Below are 1,936 nucleotides of genomic sequence, written 5' to 3'. Positions count from 1 at the left end.
GACCGCTGCTGCGGCCGATCCTGGCGCGGATGGCGGGGCGGGGCTGCCGTTGACCCAGGCGGATCTTGCCGAGATGGCGAATGTCTCGCGCCATACCGCGAATGCGGTGCTGGGCCAGTTCGAGCATCGCGGCTGGGTCCGGCTGGGCTATGGGCGGATCGCCCTGCTGGACGAGGCGGGGCTGCGCGATCTGCTGGCCGCCGACGGCTGACGCGACGGCCTGGCCCCCTGCCATGAAGAAAGGGCGCCGTCCTGGCGCCCTTTCGTCGTTTCTGCCAGGGGCAGGGGGGATCACATCATGCCGCCCATGCCGCCCATGTCGGGCATGCCGCCGCCGGCCGGAGCCTTCGGCTCGGGCTTCTCGGCGATCATCGCCTCGGTGGTGATCAACAGGCCCGCGACCGAGGCGGCGTCCTCCAGCGCGGTGCGCACCACCTTCGCCGGGTCGATCACGCCGAACTTGAACATGTCGCCATATTCCTCGGTCTGCGCGTTGAAGCCGAAGGCCTTGTCCGAGGATTCGCGGACCTTGCCGGCCACCACCGCGCCGTCCACGCCGGCATTCTCGGCGATCTGGCGCAGCGGCGCCTCCAGCGCGCGGCGCACGATGGCGACGCCGGCTTCCTGGTCGCTGTTCTCGCCGGTCAGCCCTTCCAGCGCCTTCGCGCCCTGCACCAGCGCCACGCCGCCGCCCACGACGACGCCTTCCTGAACGGCCGCGCGGGTCGCGTTCAGCGCGTCGTCGACGCGGTCCTTGCGCTCCTTCACCTCGACCTCGGTCATGCCGCCGACGCGGATCACCGCGACGCCGCCGGCCAGCTTGGCCACGCGTTCCTGCAGCTTCTCGCGGTCATAGTCCGAGGTGGTCTCCTCGATCTGCTGGCGGATCTGGGCGACGCGGGCCTCGATCTCGGATTTCTCACCGGCGCCGTCGACGATGGTGGTGTTGTCCTTGTTGATCGAGATCTTCTTCGCCGTGCCCAGCATGTCGATGGTGACGTTTTCCAGCTTCATGCCCAGGTCCTCGCTGATGACCTGGCCGCCGGTCAGGATCGCGATGTCCTGCAGCATGGCCTTGCGGCGGTCGCCGAAGCCCGGCGCCTTGACGGCGGCGATCTTCAACCCGCCGCGCAGCTTGTTGACGACCAGCGTGGCCAGGGCCTCGCCTTCCACGTCCTCGGCGACGATCAGGAGCGGCTTGCCCGACTGGATCACGGCCTCCAGGAGCGGCACCATCGGCTGCAGCGACGACAGTTTCTTCTCGTGCAGCAGGATATAGGCGTCTTCCAGCTCGGCGATCATCTTGTCGGGATTGGTGACGAAATAGGGCGAGAGATAGCCGCGGTCGAACTGCATCCCCTCGACGACCTCGACCTCGGTCTCCATGCCCTTGTTTTCCTCGACGGTGATCACACCCTCGTTGCCGACCTTCTGCATGGCCTCGGCGATCTGCTGGCCGATGAAGGCCTCGCCATTGGCCGAGATGGTGCCGACCTGGGCGACTTCGGCGCTGTCGTTGACCGGGCGCGAGGCGGCCTTGATCGCCGCCACGACCTTGGTGGTGGCCAGGTCGATGCCGCGCTTCAGATCCATCGGGTTCAGGCCCGCGGCGACCGATTTCAGGCCTTCCTTGATGATCGCCTGGGCCAGCACCGTGGCGGTGGTGGTGCCGTCGCCGGCCTCGTCATTGGTGCGCGACGCGACTTCGCGGACCATCTGCGCGCCCATGTTCTCGAACTTGTCGCCCAGCTCGATCTCCTTGGCGACCGAGACGCCGTCCTTGGTGATGCGCGGCGCGCCGAAGGACTTGTCGATCACCACGTTGCGGCCCTTCGGACCAAGCGTCACCTTGACCGCATCCGCAAGGATGTTCACGCCCTTCAGCATCCGGTCGCGCGCGTCCGTGCTGAACTTCACTTCTTTCGCTGCCATTTGA

General features: G+C 67.4%; 2 protein-coding genes. One reads left to right on the top strand and one right to left on the bottom strand.

Annotated features, from left to right (window positions below; genetic code table 11):
• The coding region (locus tag C9E82_RS23830) for a helix-turn-helix domain-containing protein (RefSeq protein ID WP_147393193.1) at positions 1-211 on the top strand (211 nt) is incomplete at its 5' end.
• Between the two features lie 80 nt (positions 212-291).
• Here the strand turns inward: C9E82_RS23830 and groL are convergent.
• Entirely contained in the window at positions 292-1,932 is a 1,641-nt protein-coding gene (gene groL, locus C9E82_RS23825) for a chaperonin GroEL (RefSeq protein WP_122449416.1), read from the bottom strand.
• Positions 1,933-1,936 lie beyond the last annotated feature (4 nt).

The organism is Paracoccus sigandri, from assembly GCF_003709565.1.
GTDB lineage: Bacteria > Pseudomonadota > Alphaproteobacteria > Rhodobacterales > Rhodobacteraceae > Paracoccus > Paracoccus siganidrum.
Note: the sequence above shows the minus strand (reverse complement) of the source record. Positions and strands in the feature narration are given on the sequence as shown.